General features: G+C 59.9%; 18 protein-coding genes. 7 read left to right on the top strand and 11 right to left on the bottom strand.

What is annotated here, in order from left to right; translation table 11 throughout:
• The first annotated feature begins 25 nt into the window (after positions 1 to 25).
• The 4 genes from EGO55_RS14650 to EGO55_RS14635 all read left to right on the top strand — a co-directional run bounded on the left by EGO55_RS14650 (position 26) and on the right by EGO55_RS14635 (position 2,934).
• On the top strand, positions 26 to 763 hold the full coding sequence (locus EGO55_RS14650) for an OmpA family protein (RefSeq protein WP_021688632.1): 738 nt from the start codon (positions 26 to 28) through the stop codon (positions 761 to 763).
• 123 nt (positions 764 to 886) lie between these two features.
• On the top strand, positions 887 to 1,492 hold the full coding sequence (locus tag EGO55_RS14645; protein WP_021688633.1) for a hypothetical protein: 606 nt from the start codon (positions 887 to 889) through the stop codon (positions 1,490 to 1,492).
• An 80-nt stretch (positions 1,493 to 1,572) separates the two neighbouring features.
• Complete coding sequence (locus tag EGO55_RS14640) at positions 1,573 to 1,827, top strand: hypothetical protein (protein WP_021688634.1); 255 nt, start codon at positions 1,573 to 1,575, stop codon at positions 1,825 to 1,827.
• A 114-nt stretch (positions 1,828 to 1,941) separates the two neighbouring features.
• Positions 1,942 to 2,934 carry an HpcH/HpaI aldolase/citrate lyase family protein gene (locus EGO55_RS14635; RefSeq protein ID WP_021688635.1) on the top strand — a complete coding sequence of 331 codons (993 nt, stop codon included), beginning with the start codon at positions 1,942 to 1,944 and terminating at the stop codon, positions 2,932 to 2,934.
• Positions 2,935 to 2,943: 9 nt separating this feature from the next.
• On the opposite strand, the gene EGO55_RS14630 is transcribed toward EGO55_RS14635, so the two are convergent.
• The 7 genes from EGO55_RS14630 to EGO55_RS14600 form a co-directional block, all read right to left on the bottom strand.
• Entirely contained in the window at positions 2,944 to 3,777 is an 834-nt protein-coding gene (locus tag EGO55_RS14630; RefSeq protein ID WP_021688636.1) for a fumarylacetoacetate hydrolase family protein, read from the bottom strand.
• Positions 3,778 to 3,825: 48 nt separating this feature from the next.
• On the bottom strand, positions 3,826 to 4,314 hold the full coding sequence (locus EGO55_RS14625) for a lipocalin-like domain-containing protein (RefSeq protein WP_021688637.1): 489 nt from the start codon (positions 4,312 to 4,314) through the stop codon (positions 3,826 to 3,828).
• Between the two features lie 203 nt (positions 4,315 to 4,517).
• A complete protein-coding gene (locus EGO55_RS14620; RefSeq protein WP_021688638.1) occupies positions 4,518 to 5,753 on the bottom strand; it encodes a GGDEF domain-containing protein in 1,236 nt (411 codons plus the stop codon).
• A 217-nt stretch (positions 5,754 to 5,970) separates the two neighbouring features.
• Positions 5,971 to 6,759: an SDR family oxidoreductase gene (locus tag EGO55_RS14615; protein ID WP_021688639.1), complete on the bottom strand. Its 789-nt coding sequence runs from the start codon at positions 6,757 to 6,759 to the stop codon at positions 5,971 to 5,973.
• A gap of 65 nt (positions 6,760 to 6,824) precedes the next feature.
• Entirely contained in the window at positions 6,825 to 8,960 is a 2,136-nt protein-coding gene (locus tag EGO55_RS14610; protein WP_021688640.1) for an acetate--CoA ligase family protein, read from the bottom strand.
• Between the two features lie 231 nt (positions 8,961 to 9,191).
• Positions 9,192 to 10,760 carry a hypothetical protein gene (locus tag EGO55_RS14605; protein ID WP_021688641.1) on the bottom strand — a complete coding sequence of 523 codons (1,569 nt, stop codon included), beginning with the start codon at positions 10,758 to 10,760 and terminating at the stop codon, positions 9,192 to 9,194.
• A 76-nt stretch (positions 10,761 to 10,836) separates the two neighbouring features.
• Entirely contained in the window at positions 10,837 to 11,220 is a 384-nt protein-coding gene (locus EGO55_RS14600; RefSeq protein WP_124916797.1) for a VOC family protein, read from the bottom strand.
• A 229-nt stretch (positions 11,221 to 11,449) separates the two neighbouring features.
• On the opposite strand from EGO55_RS14600, the gene EGO55_RS14595 reads away from it, so the two are divergent.
• A complete protein-coding gene (locus tag EGO55_RS14595; RefSeq protein WP_021688643.1) occupies positions 11,450 to 12,445 on the top strand; it encodes a cyclase family protein in 996 nt (331 codons plus the stop codon).
• A 13-nt stretch (positions 12,446 to 12,458) separates the two neighbouring features.
• Here the strand turns inward: EGO55_RS14595 and EGO55_RS14590 are convergent, their stop codons facing one another.
• The 3 genes from EGO55_RS14590 to EGO55_RS14580 form a co-directional block, all read right to left on the bottom strand.
• A complete protein-coding gene (locus tag EGO55_RS14590; protein WP_021688644.1) occupies positions 12,459 to 12,839 on the bottom strand; it encodes a winged helix-turn-helix domain-containing protein in 381 nt (126 codons plus the stop codon).
• 68 nt (positions 12,840 to 12,907) lie between these two features.
• Positions 12,908 to 15,154 carry a putative bifunctional diguanylate cyclase/phosphodiesterase gene (locus EGO55_RS14585; protein WP_084619823.1) on the bottom strand — a complete coding sequence of 749 codons (2,247 nt, stop codon included), beginning with the start codon at positions 15,152 to 15,154 and terminating at the stop codon, positions 12,908 to 12,910.
• Between the two features lie 105 nt (positions 15,155 to 15,259).
• Entirely contained in the window at positions 15,260 to 15,529 is a 270-nt protein-coding gene (locus EGO55_RS14580) for a hypothetical protein (protein WP_021688646.1), read from the bottom strand.
• Positions 15,530 to 15,686: 157 nt separating this feature from the next.
• Between EGO55_RS14580 and EGO55_RS14575 the strand changes: the two genes are divergently transcribed.
• Complete coding sequence (locus EGO55_RS14575; RefSeq protein ID WP_021688647.1) at positions 15,687 to 16,379, top strand: TetR/AcrR family transcriptional regulator; 693 nt, start codon at positions 15,687 to 15,689, stop codon at positions 16,377 to 16,379.
• 218 nt (positions 16,380 to 16,597) lie between these two features.
• Positions 16,598 to 17,125 (top strand): VOC family protein, encoded by a 528-nt coding sequence (locus EGO55_RS14570; RefSeq protein ID WP_021688648.1) that lies wholly within the window; start codon positions 16,598 to 16,600, stop codon positions 17,123 to 17,125.
• Positions 17,126 to 17,226: 101 nt separating this feature from the next.
• On the opposite strand, the gene EGO55_RS14565 is transcribed toward EGO55_RS14570, so the two are convergent.
• The gene (locus tag EGO55_RS14565; protein WP_021688649.1) at positions 17,227 to 18,009 is read right to left on the bottom strand and encodes an SDR family oxidoreductase; all 783 of its coding nucleotides are present in this window, start codon (positions 18,007 to 18,009) and stop codon (positions 17,227 to 17,229) included.
• Positions 18,010 to 18,088 lie beyond the last annotated feature (79 nt).

Here is an 18,088-nt window from a genome sequence, read left to right as displayed (position 1 = left end):
CCGATGTGGCAGTTAAGGGTGGGGTATGCGGATCGGCTCCACCTCTTTGCTGCTCGCCGGAGCAGGCCTTTGCGCCGCACTGGCCGTGGGTGTCGCCTATAGCAGTGGCGGCACCATTGCCGCGCGCCTCGATTACGACGCCCGGATCGCGCTGGCCAAAGCCCGCGTAACGGGCGTTACTGCCGACTTTTTCCCGAGTGGCTGGCCTTCCCGCCACCCCATTCTCCACGGCGGGCATAACCTGAGTGAAGCGGTACGTTCGCGGGCTGCCGTGGCGGTTGCCGCCATTCCTGCCGTGGGCGGTGTCCATTGGGAAGATGGCACCAGTCTGGGCATTGTCACGCCCGCTGCCCCGCCACCGCTCCATTGCCAGAACGATGTGGAGGCCCTGCTGCTATCGCGGACGATCCGCTTCGAAGAAGCAAGCGCGGCCATCGATCCCGCCAGTCAGGGATTGATCGACGAAGTGGCGACGGCGCTACGCCCGTGCCTCGGCAGCGTCATAGCCATTACCGGCCATACCGACAGTTCGGGCAGCGAGCCGGGCAATATTGCCTTATCGCGCGAACGCGCAGAAGCGGTGCAACGCGCCCTGATCCAGCGCGGTATTCCCGCCGATGGGTTGCGCGCCAGCGGTGTGGGCTCGAGCAAACCAGTTCACGGGCTTGATACGTCCGATCCGGCCAACCGGCGTATCGAATTTTCGGTGCTTGAAACCGTTCCGCTGCGACCGACACCGGTCGATGCGCCCGGCCCGCGCTAGGAGGACACCATGCCGATCTGGATGGAGCTTCTCGTACTGTCGCTGATTGCCTATGGCATAGGCCTGTCGATAGGCTGGGCTATATGGGGCCGTGCAGGCGGCCAATTAGGAGGACAAAAATAAATGGTGGTGTTGTTCGAACAATATTGGTGGCTCTTTGTCATCGCCCTGTTGATCGGCATTGCCATCGCATGGCGGATTTTTGGTGGCGGCAACAAGACACGGGTGGAAAGCTCGCTTTCTGCCGATGTGCTGGATGAAGGCGCCGCCCCGGCCCGCCGCAATCAGGCATTTATCGATGCCGCGCCCGCTGCGGCCCAGGCCTACAGCCCGGCACCAACGCCAGCCACCGCCCCTGTGGCACAACCTGCCGCACCGCCGCCACCTCCGGCCGAAGCGGTAGAAGACCCCGCACCACAGGCTGTGGAACCGGCCGTGGCTGTGGAACCGGCCCCCGCATCGCCAGTTCCCTCATCGCCAGCGCCTTCATCGGATGACGACCTGACCCGGATCAAGGGTCTGGGGCCCAAGCTGGCCGCGCTGCTCCAGTCGCTCGGGATTACGCGGTTTGAACAGATCGCCGCATGGTCCGATGCCGATGTGGACCGGATCGATGCCCAGCTTGGCAATTTTCAAGGCCGCATTCGCCGCGACAACTGGATAGAACAGGCCCGCTTTCTGGCCACGGGGGATACTGCCGGTTTCGAAGGGCGTTTCGGCAAGGTCTGAAACGCTATCGCCTGCCGCCAGCGCCACAGCATAGTCATATTTAACGATTGCGGCGAATCGGCAGGCAATGATAATTTTCGATGATGGCAGATAACCGGCAACCCCTCAGCGCCATACTCCAGACGAATCCGGCGATCACGCAGGATTGGCTCGTCACCGCATGGATGATGCCACTGCAGATGACCGTTACCTTGTGGGACAACTGGGCGATGCTGTCGCGAACGGTGTGCCGCACGGTGTTTCATCCGACATCCGGCCCCGCGCATGAAGACCATGCACAGCTCAAAATGCCCGATCCGATCAGCGGCGAAGGCGAACACGATCTGTTCGCCTGACCGCGCAACCACGGCTGCCTCCTTCATTTACCGGCTCGACGAAAGCGGGCTTGCAACGCTAGGGGATCAGGCGCGCATTCGCGCATCCTGAGCACCGATCAGCCGAGGCCGAGCATGAGCAATCCCGTCCACCCCAATGATGCCCTCTATGCCGGGGAACGTCAGTTGCCGATCATTCCCACGGTGGACCATTACGCGGGTGCCGAAAAGCTGATCCGCAAGGCTCTCGCCCTGCAGGAAGAACTCGGCCCGGTCTTCGATGTAACCGGCGATTGTGAAGATGGTGCCGCTGCGGGCGAAGAAGATGCGCATGCGCGGATGGTCGCCGGGCTGATCGCTTCCGATGCGAACCGGTTCGACCAGTTGGGGATGCGCGTGCATGCCCCGCACCACCCGGCCTGCCTGGCCGATATCGATATCCTGCTGGATATCGCAGGCGATCGGGTGGCGCATATCACTATCCCCAAGGCGCATTCCGCTGCCGAACTGGGCGCAGTGATCGATCATATCCGCGAAGGCTGCGCACGGCGCGGTATAGGGCGGACCATCCCGGTTCATGCATTGGTCGAAACGCATGGCGCGCTGGCGGATGTGTGGCAAATGGCCGCCCTGCCATGGATGCGGGTGCTCGACTTCGGGCTGATGGATTTCATCAGCGCCCATGATGGCGCCATCCCGGCCAGCGCGATGCGCAGCCCGGGCCAGTTCGAACACAAGCTGCTGGTGCGGGCCAAGACCGAAATGGTCGCCGCCGCACTGGCCAACGGGCTGGTCGCGGCGCACAATGTCTGCCTCGATCTGAAGAACCCCGATGTGGTGCGCGGCGATGCCACACGTGCACGCATGGAATACGGTTTCCAGCGCATGTGGAGCATTTATCCCGCCCAGATTCAGCCGATTGTCGAAGCCATGCGCCCCGATTTCAGCGAAGCGGAAGATGCCGCCGCCGTGCTTCTCGCCGCGCAAGCCGTCAATTGGGGCCCTATCCAGTACAAAGGCGAACTCTACGACCGGGCCAGCTATCGCTACTACTGGATCACGCTGCAGCGCGCCCGGCTTTCCGGCGTACCGGTAAGCGCCGAAGCAGAAGCCGCTTTCTTCGCCTGACCCCCCAGGTCAGGCTTCGTCGATCACCGTATTGGTCAGCGTGCCGATCACCCCGATCGACACCTCCACCCGGTCTCCCGCTTTCATGAACACGGTCGGGGTGCGCCCCAGCCCCACACCACCCGGTGTCCCCGTCGCGATAACATCGCCGGGGCGCAGTTCGGTGAAGCTGGAACAATAGGCGATCAAGGCCGGCACATCGTGGATCAGGTCCGAAACCGGCTGATCCTGCATCAATGCGTCATTCAAGCGCGTCTGCACCCGTTGCACCCCCAGATCATCGATTTCATCGGGGGTGACCAGCGCCGGGCCAAATCCACCCGTGCCCGGAAAATTCTTGCCCGGTGTGAACTGGCTGTTGTGCCGCTGCCAATCGCGCAGCGAAGCATCATGGAACACAGCGTAGCCTGCGATACGATCCAGCGCCTCTGCTTGCGGAATATGCCGACCGCCCTTGCCGATAATCACGGCCAGTTCGCCTTCGTAGTCGAACTCATGCCCATCGCGCGGGCGGATCAACGGGGCACCATGCGCCACCAGCGTATCGGCCCAGCGCGTAAAAACGGCGGGGTACCCTTTGTTTTCCCGTCCCATTTCCGCGATATGGCTGGCATAGTTCAACCCGATGCAGAGAATCTTTCCCGGGTTCGGGATGACCGGCAGCAGATCCACACTATCCAGCGCATAAGCCTGCCCGTCAGTCAGCGCGCCAAGCGCGCCGCCCGCTATCGCATCGCGGAGCCACGAAGCCTCGCCCGGGGTTCCCAGATCGAACACCCGATCCCCGGCAAGCCGACCGAACGTGGGCGTGCCATCAGGGCGCTTGAAACTGAGATAACGCATGGGCTTTCCTCTGTTTGCAAAACCGCAGGCAATCGACGATCATTGCGATCAATGACCGGGCAGCGTGCCTGAATTGCGCCGCCGCCACGTCAGCCGGGCAAGATCCGCGCCAACCATGGCTTCGAGATAGAGCAGGTCGCCGTCGAAGAAATAGTGTCGCGGTTGCTGCATCGTGGCGAAATTGGGGAACCACGCCCCCTGCACGTGATGGATCACGATCCCTGCTGCGGCATCGACGCTGAAGGTACCGAAATAGGCGGAAAAGCCGCGCATGGAACGTCCCAGTTCCTCGTCCGTGGCATGGTAGATCGTCTGCACGTCAAGAATGGGCCGGTTTGTCGCAGTGATTTCGCAACCCATGTGACCATCGGCGCTGTACATGATCTGCCCTTTGGCATCCTCGCCGAACGGGTAAGTCACGCTGCCATCCGGGTGATAGGTCGCGCACAGTTCCAGTTGCCACGCACCGATCAACGCTGCGACAACCTCTTCCTCGCGCATCTGCGGAACCGCCAGCCGCGTCGGCAATCCGCTCACGCCGCGCCCTCCCCGTCCTGTACGATGGAACGATCCGAAAATACGCTATGCAAGATCATCAACCCTCATCCCCGATGTCGGGCGCGGTGCCCGTTATCGCACCGACCGTCCTGTCTTGCGGCCACTCTGTCAAGCGTCGGCTGCGGCATACTGACACAAGCCATTGGTGCCTTTCGCCTTTTGATATCGAAAAGGTGCGCGCACTATAAACCTTCGACGCAGTTTCGGCCCCGGGCTTTCGCCTGATACAGCGCGGCGTCGGCACGCGACAGCACAGTCGTAAAATCGGTATCGCACACTGTGCGGGTCGATATGCCCGCACTGATCGAAACCGCTGCGCCGCCTTCCAGCACGTGATCTGCGATAACCGCAGCACGGATACGTTCCGCGAGCGCCAGCGCCTCAACCGCGCCTTTGTTACAGATAAGCGCGAATTCTTCCCCGCCATATCGAAACAGGTAATCATCATCACGGATCGTGTTCGAAATGGTTTGGGCGACGTTCTGGATCACCCGGTCACCGACAATATGCCCGTAATTGTCATTGATCGACTTGAACCGATCAATGTCGATCATGATCGCGCTCATCGGTGTGGCATCGCGCACTGATGAGGCAAAAATCGTAGGGCCCAATTGTTCGAACAGGCCGCGATCCCGCAAACCGGTGAGGGGATCTTTGCCCACCTGCCGCATCAGGTTCTCGTAACGATGGCGGTACGTCAGACGATCGAAAACATCCGCGATCTGGCGGGTGGGCGTTCCCACCACTGATGGTTCGCAAACGCGCAAATAGAACGCCAAGGCCGCCGTGAAAAATGCCGCGACCCCGATTTTTGCGATCCAGCCGCCGTAAAATGCCGCCTGCGGGACACCGGCCAGATAGTGCAGGCCGAGATAGAAAAAGACCTGGTCGAAGCTCAGAACAAGGGCGAGGCTGACAAATATCCGGCCAAACAAGGTCCGCGAGATAAATCCACCAAGCCGTTCATAAATGATGATCAACATGATCGCATCGATGAAGAGGAGAATCGTGCCCCACATCATCAGAAACCCCATCTGATCGACGAAGATGAGATCGGGGTTATAACCCGGCATTTCTACCGTGTTGGAATGCAGGCGCAGGATAGCGCCGAGGATAAGCATCAACACATTGCCGGCCAGCAGACCGTACACGGGCTGCCGCATGACCTCCGCGTCTTCCTTGATGTACAACAGCAGAAACAGGCTCAATTTTCCGGCAAACATCACCGTCGACCCCGGCGAGATCAGACCAAACGGCAAATCGATAAAGAATGTCGCCGCAAGATAGGTCTCCAGAAAATGCATCGAACCAATCAGGCAGAACAACACACCAAGGCCCAGATGCTTTCTCAACCGGAAAATGCCCAGCATGATAATCGCGTAAACAAGACCATGCGCAAACAGCGCGGCAAAACCCATTACGTCCCATTACCTCACATAATATATTGATATTAATATCAAATATTATTGAAATTCCAACAATACGATTTCAGTATTTCACCTAGTAAAGCATTCTGGAACACGTAAGAAGCGCTATCACCCGACGCAGGGTATACATATTATCCCAGCAACGACGCGCAGAGCCATTTATGCCAGCGGGAATTGGCACCCGCTCCCCGTACCGTTCGGACAAGCCCTAGAATGTGCCCGGATATGCTCCGCCGTCGAGCAGGATGTTCTGGCCGTTGATATAGGCCCCCTGCTGGCTGGCAAGGAAGGCACAGGTCGCGCCGAATTCCTCCGGCCGCCCCAGCCGCCCGGTGGGGTTGGATGCGGCCATTGCCTGCCATGTCTGTTCAAACGTGGCGCCCGTGCTGGCCGCCCGTGCCTGGGCAAGACTGCGCAGCCGATCGGTCTCAAACTGCCCGGGCAACAGGTTGTTGATCGTCACCCCATCCCGCGCCACCTCGCGCGCCAACCCGGCGACAAAGCCGGTCAACCCCGATCGGGCGCCGTTGGACAATCCCAGCAAAGGTATCGGCGCCTTGACCGCACCCGAAGTGATATTGATGATCCGGCCCCAGCCCCGACGCTGCATGCCAACGACCACCGTGCGGATCAGCATGATCGGGGCGATCATGTTGGCGGCCAACGCCGCCTGCCAGTCAGCCTCATCCCAATCGGTGAACTGGCCCGGCGGTGGCCCGGCGGCATTGTTGACCAGAATATCGGGTTCGGGGCAGGCGTCGAGCAAAGCCGCCCGCCCTTCGGCCGTTGTCGCATCGGCAATGACGTAGGCAACTGGGTGCCCCAGCACCGCGGCCAGATCATCGGCTGCGCGTGCCAGCGCATCAGGATCGCGTCCGTTCAACGTGACATCCGCGCCTGCCTGGGCAAGGGCGACGGCACACGCGTGCCCCAGCCCCCGCGACGAACCGCAAACCAGCGCCTTGCGCCCGGCTATGCCGTAATCGATCCCATGCATGCGCTATCCTCCTGCAAACGCACACATTGTGGATCGGCCAAACCGGGTGTCAACTGCCCTTGGCGTCAATGATGGCCAGCGTCTTCCGCACCTTCCAGAATCACCAACGCATCAGCCGCCACGGCACGGCCATTGGCGATGCGCACCGGATTGACGTCCACTTCCGAGATTTCCGGTAGTTCCAACGCCATCTGACCAAGGCCCATCACTGTCGCGACAACCGCATCGATTTCCGCCGGCTCCAGCCCGCGCCGCGCCGAGGCGATGCGCCCATCGCACAGGCTGGCCACGACCTTGCGCGCCATATCGGCATCGAACGGCGGGCGCAGCATGGCCACTTCGGCCAGCACTTCGACCAGCACACCACCCATGCCGACCACGATGATCGGGCCGAACGAAAGATCGCGCTTGATCCCGCAGGTCAATTCCATGCGCGCAGGGACCATTTCCTGCACCAGAATGCCCGAAAGCGCCACATGTGGGGCACCGCGCGCCACGTCCTGCAACATGGCTTCGGCCTCCGCCTGAACCGAACCGGCTTCCAGCCCGAGACGCAGGCCGCCCACGTCGGACTTGTGCATCAGTTCCGGGCTCATGTACTTGATCGCCACCTTGCCGCCGATTTCAGCCGCAGCGGCATCCGCATCGGCCGGGGTCGCCACCAGCTTTTCCCGGGTCACCGGAATACCGTATTCCGCGAAGAGCTGCTTGCCTTCATGCTCCATCAACACCTTGCGGCCTTCAAGGGACTCGAACAGCGCCCGCATACGGGCAATACGCGCCTCATCCTTGACAGGCGCCTTGACCACTTTCGGACGATCGAGCGACTGGCGAGCGAGCGCCCCCAGCGGGCGCACCGCACGCGACGGGTCGAGATAGAGCGGCGTCCCCGCTTCCGAAACCTTCTCCACCAGCCCCGTGCACAGGATCGAAACCGGCTTGTCGGTGCCCTTGTCGCCATCGATCAGCGCCTGAATGAAATCGAGTGTGTGATCCCAGGTCACGCAAGTGATCATGTCGATCGAGGGGCTTTTGCCCAGATGCTCCATGATGCCGACAGCCGCGTGCTGGTGCGCAACGATCTGCGCGGTGGTGTCGAGCGGATTGGCCATCGAACCGAAGAACGGCGGTGGCATAACCGCTTCCAGCGCGGCCTGTTCTTCGGCCGGCAATTCCGGCACGGTCAGCCCCACTTCCGCCGCTTCATCGGTCAACAGCACGCCCGCACCACCAGACGTGGTGAGCACGGCGAGACGGCGGCCCTTGGTGCGCTTGCCGGTTTCGAACATCAGCCCGAGATCCAGCATTTCCTGCATCGTTTCAGCGATATGCACGCCGTACTGTTCACAAACAGCGTAAAGCACATCGGCCGATCCGGTGATCGAACCCGTGTGGCTCATCGCGGCACGCGCCGCTTCTTCCGAGCGACCGGCCTTGAGCAGGACGATCGGTTTGTCGAGTTCGATGGCGCGTTCCGCCGTTTCGATGAAGATATCCGGATCACGCAGCGTTTCGACGCAGGCGAGCAGAACCTTCACTTCCGGCCGTTCGATCAGATGACGGCATACCATCGAAACGTTGCAATCGACTTCGTTACCCGTGCTGACGAACCAGCCCACGCCCAGCCCGGCCCGCATGGCCATCAGCGAGATGTAGGAACCGAAACCGCCGCTCTGCGATACCAGTGCGGTGCCGCCAGCCTTGGGCAGCGGCGAATCCGGTGTGATTGCGAAGTTCGCCATCACACCGCCATGCATATTGAAATAGCCGATGCAGTTCGGCCCAATCAGACGAATGCCGGTACGCCGGGAAATTTCCGCCAGTTGTTCCTGCAGCGCGGCGCCTTCTTCGCCCACTTCCGCAAATCCGGAGGTGACAACCACGGCACCCGCGATTCCCGCCGCCGCTGCGGCTTCGACCATTTCCGGAACCATTTTGGCCGCCACGGCCACCACGGCCAGATCGGCTGCTTCCGGCAGGTCATCGAGCGAGGCATACGCCTGCACACCCATGATTTCCTGCTCGGTCGGGTGAATCGGATAGAGCGGGCCCTTGAAAGCACGCTTGAGGTTGGCGAAGAGCAGGCCACCAATGCGGTGCGCCGTATTGGATGCGCCAATCAACGCGATCGAACGGGGCGACAACATCCGGTCCATCGCGGACAGGTCTGCGGCATGATTCTGGGTCTGGCTGGCGGACATGGTCTCTCCTTGCGTTCCGATCCGATGCCCCAGCGCGGTGGGACAAGGCAAATTCCCGGTGCCCCTGCAGAGCCGGAAGCGAATTGGCAAGTCGCTTCTCGCAAGGGACCGGTCAGATTCTCACGCGTATGGCCATATTGGACTGTCCGCGAACGGGCAATGCGCTATTTCCCCCCCTCATAAATCCGCACGCAGGCATCTTCGCAATAGGTACGCTCACCGCCCATCAGGTCAGGTCGAAGCGATCCGTTCCAGAATTATCCGGCTCGCCCCCCCGGGAGACAGCGTGTCCCCCGCCTCACGAAGCATATCGTCGATCCAGACCACGGCGGCATAGAGCCCGCTATCCATCAGCCGCTGGTCGAACCGGTTTTCCATCGTTGCATAGTCCGCTTCGGAAAACTGCGGCATCAGATCGATAATCATGCCGACAATCATGCCCAGCGCGGTGGAATAGAGCGAAGCCTTGTACTGCAGATGGAGTTCGTCAAAATCGAGCGCGCCCGCCCCTCGCGCGGCGAATTCGTCGATAAATGCATTCAGAACCATGTTCTTGATCGCCAGATGCCGTTCCGGGTCGACCATCATCAGCATGCCACTGAGCGCCTGCGCAAAGCTCATTTGCCCCGCCCCGCCCCAGTCCAGCAATCCGGCATGCAGTTTCCCATCCGCCTCCCGCCAGAACCACGCATTGTCGGGATTCAGATTGGGATGGCACATACCGACATAATCGGGGTCGCTGTGCAAATAGGCGATGACGGCATCCTTGTTCGCCAATCCGAACAGCAGGTCTTCACGCCACCGCGCAAGGAATTGCGGATCGCGGACATGATCAACGAACAATTGCGGCGCCACACGCGATACGAAATCGATCAGGCGATCAACCCTTTCCTCCACGTCCGCACCCGTCGCGAAATCGCGTGCCGAACGCGCATAAGGGAACAATGCCTCAACGCCGTACCCCAACGCGCCCGTGCGATGATCAGCAGCCAGCGCGGCAAGGGAGCGGGCCAGTACCGCGTAATGATCTTCCAGCGCGGGAATCAAATGATCCCACCCTTTCAGATGGGCCGGCTCGATCGGATCGACACCAAAGGGGATGCGATCGGTAATCAGAATATAATTGGTCGTGTGGGAGGAATATTCACCGAAATAGTACCGGGCGACAGGAACCGGTAATGGCTGTTCGCGCGAAAATTTGTGCATGGCGATCTCGCCATGGGCCATGCGCGAAAGGCCAAACTTGTATTCTTCCCGTTCCGCCGGCGGCGGGAACTTGACGAACAGCTTTTCCGACAGCTCCGGTTCCGATCGGGCATAGCGCACTTCGAGGAATGCATTTTCCGAAGCACCGAATTTCCCCAGCGACTTAAGTTCGACAATCTCCGTCACCGCATTGTCGGCCGCGATTGTACCCGCCGCGCGGAAGGCCTCCGTGAGGAAGGCTGCACCAAAGGTATCGAACATCGCGATGGAGAAAGGAAAATCGAGGCCGTAATAGTCACCCGCAGCGACCGTGGTGTGGCGCTGCCTGAATGTCTCATAATCGAGGCCGTGCGCGGGCAGTTCGGCAGCGGGTTCCAGATCGCGGGCATCCATCCAGCCAGCCGGGCTGCTGATCCGGACGCGCGCATTGCCGCTTTCATCAGCCTCGACCTGCGCACAAACCACAAGTGTTCCCAACGGCAAGGCGTGCAATACCGGGGATGTGTCCTGCCTATCGCGGGTAACGGCGGCCCCGTTTTCCGAACTGATCTTGCAGCGCATCCCGGGATGCAGTCTTTCCTTGTTAGCGAGCACCCAAATATCCTTTGAAAATATGAAAGCCGATTGTGCCGGGCACGCGCGGGTCAGCCTGCAGGCTGACTGATCTGGATCAGGTGCCCCTCCGGATCCAACAGGAAAGCATGCCGGAAACCACCCCCGCCGTCTGCGATGCTGTAACCCCACCAAGCGCGTTGGCCCGCTCGAGAAGCGCATCAAGGTCCTGCGTGGCGAACCCCAGTATGGTTTCATCACTGGCGGGGCCTGCCCGATCATGGAACCGTACCAGAACAAACATCGGACCGCCTTCCGAGGTCGGCATAAAGACCACTTCACTCACTTTGCGCCCGGTGATTTCGGCATCGAGACGATGCACCTCCACCAGCCCGAACACATCGCGGTAAAATTCCGTCGCCCTCTCGAGATCATGCACCACCAGTTTGGTAAACATGAAATCCACGTCATGGCTGCGGCCATGCGGTAAGGTTGCAGCCATTTCTCATTCTCCCGGTTTCGCGTTCGCGCGCACTGTTTACGCGCACTTTGTTTGTCTGCCGTAATTTATTACAACAGACTGTGCGATAATCAAGTACGGCCAAACAGCCGCTGTGCGAACCCGCCCACTCCTGTTTGCTTTTGACAGCGCACCACGCTTGCGCCACCTACGCCCCGCGCGCCACTCGGCGCACGATCAATCGCATCCTGTGCGGATCAAGGAGAGTACGATGCGCTGGAAACATCGCCCCGAAGGTTCCAACTGGGGCGATTTCGGTCCGGACGACCAACTCGGCCGTATGAATCTCCTGACCCCTGAACGGCGGCTGGCGGGCATTCGCGAAGTGCAGCAAGGCGTGGCCTTCACACTGTCCCTGCCGCTCGATTATCCCGGCCCCATGGTGGATATGCGCAAGCCGCCGCGCCTCTTCGTCGAACAGATGGAAGATGGTTCGCCAGCCTACAATCAGGTGAGCGATCACTGCTCCGACGTCATGTGCGATGATGGCGTGGTACTTTACACGCAGTTTTCCACCCAGTGGGATTCGCTCGCTCACATGGGCCAGAAATTCGATGCCGATGGCGATGGTGTGGCCGAAAAAGTCTATTACAACGGTTACCGCGCGGACGAGCATATGCTCGGCCCCGATCATCCCGATGGCCCTTACGCCAGGGCTCTGGGAATTGAGAACATGGCGGCTGCGGGCGTTCAGGGCCGTGGTGTGATGCTCAATTTCAAGGCCATGTTTGGCACCGATTATCGCCGGGTCGGATATGATGATCTGATGCGCACAATCGATGCGCAAAAGGTGGATGTGCAAAAAGGCGATTTCCTGCTGATGCACGTCGGGTATGACGAAGCGGTGCTGTCGATGAACCGCCAGCCCGACCGCAGCATTCTCGACATTCTGGGCGCTGGGCTGGATGGAAGCGATCCGCGCCTGCTGCAATGGATCGATGACAGCGGCATTGTCGCCATCTGTTCGGACAATCTCGCGGTGGAAGCCTATGACTGGGACAATCCACCGGGCGCCGATCATGCCATCCTTCCGCTCCACGAACTCTGCCTGTTCAAACTCGGCATTCACCTTGGCGAACTGTGGCTGTTGCACGAACTGGCCGACTGGTTGCTGGCGCATAATCGCAGCGCTTTCCTGCTGACCGCGCCGCCGCTCCGGCTGCCCGGATCGGTCGGTTCGCCCGCCACCCCCATTGCCACGGTCTGATCCTGCCGCCGGTTCAATCTTTCTGGCTGGACTTCGGCGCTTTCCGCATCGCGGCTTGCAGTTCAGCCAGTTCCACGCCCTGCACCGTCCGGGCCACGTTATCCTGTAAAGTGCGGTAAAGCGCCAGAACGCGCACGCCCGCCACTGTCAACCGGGCGCCACCGCCGTGATGGCTGCCCGGCGATGTTTCGACCAGAGGTTCGCGCCAGCAGCGGTTCATCGTATCGACCAGCAACCACGCGCGCCGATAGCTCATGCCCATGGCCCTGCCACCGCGGGAAATCGACCCCGTATCGCGGATCGCCTCGAGCAGATCCGCTTTGCCCGGCCCCATCGCGATCTCTTCACCGCACATGAGCTGCAATTTGATCTTGATCGGAAGGGATGCCTCCATGGCCCCTGTTCTAGCCCTCGCACCCGATAACGGGCAAGCCGCAAGAATTTGCGCGCGGTTTCAGCGGATCAGGCAACCCGCCGTCCGGTATCATGCAGCGACGCCAATACCGGCTCGAGCATAGCGACCTTCTCCGCCGCCACAGGCTCCTGGAGGCAAAAGCCCTGGCCGTAACGGCAACCCAGTTCGGCGAACCGGCTGACATCGTCAAACCCTTCAAGATGCTCAGCCGTGCATGGCACCTGTAACGCCTCGCACAGTTTGATTACGCCTTTTGCAAGGAGAAGGCCTTCTTCCTTCCGGGCGTTGAGCGTCAGGGAACTGTCAAGCTTGATTTCATCAAAGCGCATCGATCGCAGGTAGGAAACCGATGCATAGCCCGCGCCAAAATCATCAAGAACGATCCGAACGCCACGCTGCTGCAAGATGCCGCAGTTTTCCATCGCACGGTCGCTGTCGGCCAATTGCGCCGTCTCGGTAATTTCCAGTTTCAGGCGATGCGGTGCCAACCCGCCCTCGCGCAGAATATGCAGGAGTTCACCTACAAAACCCGGCGTGGCGATATGCGCCGCACACGCGTTGAACGATAGCGACACATGATCCGGCCAATGCACGGCATCCCCCATGACCTGCGTGAGAAGTTCCCATGTCAGGGCCGGAATGACCCGGGTTCGTTCCGCGATCGGAATGAACTCACCGGGAGGGACTACGCCCAACCCAGGCAAATCCCAGCGCGCCAGTGCTTCCAATGAAACCAATGCGCCAGAATCAAGGTTATAGATTGGCTGGTACACCGGATAGATGCCCCCCCGCTGTACCGGCTGGCAGAGCGCATCATGGATTTTGACCTTGCGTTCCTCATCCGCCCCAAGGCTCGAGGAATAGAGCACGAAGCGTTGATCCGGGTTACGCTTCGCGTGGTACATGGCGGCATCCGCCCGCGCGACAAGGCGCGCGGATGAATGCGTGCCACCCACACCGGCATAAACAAGCCCACAGGCCGCCGATACCCGAAAACTCTTACGCCCGATAAGGATTGGCTTTTCCAACGCTGCGACAATGCGATGCCCAAGCCTGTCCGCATCGGACCGCGAGGGCTGGAATACAATCGCCGCGAATTCATCACCCCCGAGCCGCGCGAGTACCGCAGACGAACCCATCGCGTGACGAAACCGTTCGCCTGCATATTTCAATATCTGGTCGCCAACGACATGGCCCCAATAGTCATTGATTTCTTTGAAGCTGTTCAAATCCATTATCGTCAGCGTGAACGCCCGCCGTTCCGAAACGGCCCGCTCAAGCTCGGCAAGGAAGTAGCGCCTGTTGGCCAACCCGGTCAGTGCATCGGTATTGGCCAGATTATGCGCCTTGAGTTCGCTCTTGCTCAGGCGTTGCACCAGCAGCCGCAGTTCTTCTGCCGCCAGCCTGCGCTGCTGCAAGCTCACCGCTGCAGGCAAGGCAGACATCATGGCGGTGGCAAGGTACAATTGCAGCGCCCTGAAACCCCAGCTCGAAGATCCGGTCATCGCTGCGATCGGCCCCAGACCAGAATAAGTCGCCGCAATGCCGATATGGGACAGGATGATCAATGACAGCACCGCACCCAGCCGCTCTGCCTTGAAAGCAGACATCAGAATCGGGAAGAACGGCAACAGCAGCAGCGGCGTGGTCGGCTGAAGGAAGACCCCTGTCGCGGATATCGCCACCACGGCCAACAGGGCAACCACACCGATCATTTCCAGATGGGACTTGCTTCTGACCTCCAGGGCCAGTTGCCCGCTCAACGCGAGCCAGACCAGAGGCGTCAGAACGAGCGCCGCAAGGCTGTCGCCGAAGAACCACGCGACACACACCGTGCCAAAGTTTGCGTCCGCCGGCGTCCCGCCAAGCAGAGCAGCAGGCACAGCCAACGCAAGCGGCGAGATGATCCCGGCGACCAGTACGAAGGAAAGCACGCCGTTAAGACTTTCGAACCAGTCGAATCGCCCTCTGCGCAGTTTACCCAACAGCCAGAACGCCCCAATTTCATCGATCAGGTTGATTGCCGTCATTAGGAAAGAGACCTGCGGCGACCACCCGAACAGTATCATTCCGAGCATCCCGCCGATGCCACAGCTTATCACGGCCATCCGGTGCATTTTCTTTGGCCGCGCAGCGAGATAGGCGAGCAGAATTGCTGGTGCCGGCCACACGACAGGCACCCCTTCGCTCAAGCTCATCAGCCATGTACTGGCTGCAGTAAGCAAGAAAAATGCAACGCCCAGGATAATGGGCGACAATGTTCGTCGATCTAGCAATGCCGTCCTCCCGGGCACCTTGAATAGAGGACAAGCTTGAAAGGCTGGTTAATTTTTCCCGATTGATCGACAGATTCTGAATATTTTTCTTAATCTATTACAATAAAGGGATAATTTAAATACTCAGGTCTTGGTGTTATCTTTTTTGGTAATTAAACTCACATCCTCGTCATGACCACTCTTGTTGCTGAAAAAAGCCAATGCAAACAAGCCACAACCTAATAGAACGGAAAACAGAACACCCAAAATCGTGGCAAGAACGGTGTGCACCGTTACCGAATCCATCATCACCAGATAGGCCAACGCGGCCACAACCATCAAAATCGCAGCCAGTGCGATCCACTTGAGCATACGCCGGAACTCCAGCGCCGCACCTTTATCAAGATATGTCACGATTGATCTTCCTTCCTCGCCACAGCCATCCTTCTCCTGAAATGCTGTGACGCAATCTGTAGTGACATAGTAACACAATCCTTATCCTGCCAATTGGACATAACGTCCACGCGCAAGGCTTGGCATAGGCAGCGAACCGGCTAAGGTCGCACCCGACATGACTGACGCACCCACCGATGCCAGCCTTCCGGTCAAGCGCAAACGCGGCCGCCCCGCCGGACGCACGCCGCTGCAGGAAGAAAGTCTGCGCCAGACACGCGCGGCCATTCTGGGGGCAACCGCCAGCCTTCTGAGCTCCAAGACCTATGTAGAAACCACGATTGACGACATCATCCGCACTGCGGGAATCGGTCGCACGACGTTCTACCTGCATTTTGAATCGAAATTCGCTCTCGCCATCGCCATCGTCGACAGCATCGCCACGGACTGGCACGAACTGTTCCTCGAACTGGCCGCGATCCCCGCGCGTGATATCGAAAAGTTGATCGCATGGATCGCGACGTTGAGCGATCTTTACATCGATCACGGCTACGTCTCCCAACTGGCGGTGCAGCTTCCGGTTTTTGAGCCGAAATTCGAAGAACGGCTGCAGAAAGACCGTAACGACCTGATCGATCTGCTGGGCCAGGCTGGCGTTGGCGGCTTTGCCATTGCCGCACGTACCCCCGCCGGCGAACCCTTGTCGCGCGAACGGGCGCAGGCACACCTCCTGCTGGTGCGGCTGGACCGGTTGTGCCACGATTTTTCACGTGGCCTGCTCTGGTCGGCAGAGGATATGGCGATTCAGGTCAGGCTGGTTGCCGAAGAACTCTCAGCGTTTCTTTCGCTTCCCGCAACAAGGCGGGCATAAGCGTCCCTGCGTGGCAATGGCCATTTGACTGGACTGTTAGTCCACTATATTTCAACGCAAACATATGAAACGGATGAGAGGATCGGACTGCCAATGCGCAAGGCGCATGCCCTCCTGCCTGACGCCAGCGCCATCGACCATCGGGTCAGACGGCCAAGCCAGGGTGATGGGTGCAGTGCAGGCTTCCCCACCCCAATTCCTGAAGGAGACCGCCAATCATGTCGCAATTGAAGTACGGCCAGATCATACAGCTTGGCTATATCGTCGCAGATCTCGATGCCGGGATCGATCACTGGATGAACACCATGGGGATCGGGCCGTGGACGGTGTTCCGCAATGTCACCATGGAAGGCATCTATCAGGGTCAAGCGACAACGGTCAAAATGGATGTCGCCATGGGATATCAGAACGACATGCAGGTCGAACTGATCCAGCAAACCAGCGACACCCCTTCGCCCTATCGCACTGCGGACGGAAAGCCCCTGCTCGGCCTGCATCATATCGCCTGGTTGACCGACAATCTCGATGCCGTGGTCACGCAGGCTGAAGCCGATGGCTGCACTACGATTTTCCGCGCGCAGAACCCCGGCACGCGCGTCGCCTATCTGACGCTGCCTGATGAAGCGGAAACCCGCGTGGAGTTCATCGAAAGTCCGGCCACGGCAGAATTGATCAAATCGGGCATAGCGGCCAGCCGCGACTGGGATGGCACAAATCCGATCCACGAAATCGATTTCGCAGCATAGGCCTTCGGCATGCAAAAAAGGGGGCGGTCGCACCGCCCCCTCCTTGTCCCGCCAGACTGGCCAAGGGACGCCTGATTTGCATCCGGCAAGGCCTGCAAAGACTAGGCGCCGAATGCGCCGTATATTTCACCAATCGACGGGTTGCGCCGCAGCGTCTGCCCACCACTGACGTGAATGACCTGCCCGGTCACGAATGCGGCTTCGTCACCGGCCAGCCAGACCGCCGCATCGACCACATCCTTCTTCACACCCGGCCTGCCAAGAGGGATTTCGCGCTGATAAAGCGCGCGCATCGCGGCCGAGTTCATCCCCCCACCAGACATCGGCGCATCCGCGATACCCCCGGGGGCCAGCGAGTTCGCCCGAATGCCCTGCGGCCCGAATTCGTTGGCGATGGTGCGCATCACATGTTCCATCCCGGCCTTGGTGCCCATGTAAGCGGCGTGGTTGTCCATCATGATTGTGGCGGTCACCGACGAAATCTGGATCAGGCTTCCCCCATCCGGCATGACCCGCACGAGATCCTGAAAGAAGCGGTAGGGTCCGTTGAACTGCAGGACCGACATCAGCGCGACATCTTCTGCAGTGGTTTCCAGGAACGGCTTGAGCAGCCCCCAGCCTGTCGAATTGATCCCGATATCGATCCCGCCGAGCGCATCGGCGGCCCCCTCCACCATCCGGTCAATCGAGGACACATCTGCCAGATCGCACACGAATGCGGGCACGCCCAGTTCCTTGCCAATCGCCTGCGTATTGTCCGGATTACGTCCGGCAATGGCCACACTGGCCCCTTCCGCAACAAACCGTTCGGCCAGTGCCAAGCCAAGATTATCGCGGTTCACGCCCAGAATAAGGGCCTTCTTGCCTGCAAGGCGACCGGTCATAACTCTCCCTTTCCATACACGTTCTGCTGTTTGCATTGTGAATTGCGCACGGGGCAATGCCCCGCAAATCCCATAAACG

Origin of the sequence: Caenibius tardaugens NBRC 16725 (genome assembly GCF_003860345.1) — a bacterium.
Classification (GTDB): Bacteria; Pseudomonadota; Alphaproteobacteria; order Sphingomonadales; family Sphingomonadaceae; genus Caenibius; species Caenibius tardaugens.
Note: the sequence above shows the minus strand (reverse complement) of the source record. Positions and strands in the feature narration are given on the sequence as shown.

Excerpts from the sequence above, each read along its gene's own strand:
- EGO55_RS14650 (WP_021688632.1), top strand. The coding sequence starts at position 26 with ATGCGGATCGGCTCCACCTCTTTGCTGCTCGCCGGAGCAGGCCTTTGC.
- EGO55_RS14645 (WP_021688633.1), top strand. The coding sequence starts at position 887 with ATGGTGGTGTTGTTCGAACAATATTGGTGGCTCTTTGTCATCGCCCTG.
- EGO55_RS14640 (WP_021688634.1), top strand. The coding sequence starts at position 1,573 with ATGATGGCAGATAACCGGCAACCCCTCAGCGCCATACTCCAGACGAAT.
- EGO55_RS14635 (WP_021688635.1), top strand. The coding sequence starts at position 1,942 with ATGAGCAATCCCGTCCACCCCAATGATGCCCTCTATGCCGGGGAACGT.
- EGO55_RS14630 (WP_021688636.1), bottom strand. The coding sequence starts at position 3,777 with ATGCGTTATCTCAGTTTCAAGCGCCCTGATGGCACGCCCACGTTCGGT.
- EGO55_RS14620 (WP_021688638.1), bottom strand. The coding sequence starts at position 5,753 with ATGGGTTTTGCCGCGCTGTTTGCGCATGGTCTTGTTTACGCGATTATC.
- EGO55_RS14615 (WP_021688639.1), bottom strand. The coding sequence starts at position 6,759 with ATGCATGGGATCGATTACGGCATAGCCGGGCGCAAGGCGCTGGTTTGC.
- EGO55_RS14610 (WP_021688640.1), bottom strand. The coding sequence starts at position 8,960 with ATGTCCGCCAGCCAGACCCAGAATCATGCCGCAGACCTGTCCGCGATG.
- EGO55_RS14600 (WP_124916797.1), bottom strand. The coding sequence starts at position 11,220 with ATGGCTGCAACCTTACCGCATGGCCGCAGCCATGACGTGGATTTCATG.
- EGO55_RS14595 (WP_021688643.1), top strand. The coding sequence starts at position 11,450 with ATGCGCTGGAAACATCGCCCCGAAGGTTCCAACTGGGGCGATTTCGGT.
- EGO55_RS14590 (WP_021688644.1), bottom strand. The coding sequence starts at position 12,839 with ATGGAGGCATCCCTTCCGATCAAGATCAAATTGCAGCTCATGTGCGGT.
- EGO55_RS14575 (WP_021688647.1), top strand. The coding sequence starts at position 15,687 with ATGACTGACGCACCCACCGATGCCAGCCTTCCGGTCAAGCGCAAACGC.
- EGO55_RS14570 (WP_021688648.1), top strand. The coding sequence starts at position 16,598 with ATGTCGCAATTGAAGTACGGCCAGATCATACAGCTTGGCTATATCGTC.
- EGO55_RS14565 (WP_021688649.1), bottom strand. The coding sequence starts at position 18,009 with ATGACCGGTCGCCTTGCAGGCAAGAAGGCCCTTATTCTGGGCGTGAAC.